The 353-nt window shown below is 47.0% G+C and carries 1 protein-coding gene; it reads left to right on the top strand.

Annotated features, from left to right (window positions below; translation table 11 throughout):
* On the top strand, nt 1-236 hold a 236-nt coding region (locus tag GAO09_RS29490; protein WP_209018549.1), incomplete at its 5' end, for a hypothetical protein.
* Nucleotides 237-353 lie beyond the last annotated feature (117 nt).

The raw sequence follows: 353 nt of genomic DNA, 5'->3' as shown, positions 1-353 counted from the left end.
AGACTCAGCTAGTGAGTCATCGGGTTTTTGAACGCACATTGCGCCTCATGGTATTCCGTGAGGCATGCCTGTCTGAGCGTCAGCAACACCACTCAAGCAATACTTTACTGCATTGCCTTGGACTGTATCAAGGAAGCAGTTGGTTTGTCCAACCGCCCCCTGAAAAGCTATTGATGGTCAGGTTGTTGCCTAATACCAAATGTTGTATGATTTCGGTCGTTCGTTTGGATGTGTGACATCTTGATGGTCGTAGAACCCACAGCTCAATGCTGTACTCTTCTGACTTGACCTCAGATCAGGTAGGGATACCCGCTGAACTTAAGCATATCAATAAGCGCAGGAACTACTCACAT

It is taken from the genome of Endobacterium cereale, assembly GCF_009617585.1.
Taxonomy (GTDB): domain Bacteria; phylum Pseudomonadota; class Alphaproteobacteria; order Rhizobiales; family Rhizobiaceae; genus Neorhizobium; species Neorhizobium cereale.
The sequence above is the reverse complement of the archived record's forward strand: the minus strand, read 5'-3'. Positions and strand labels throughout refer to the sequence as shown.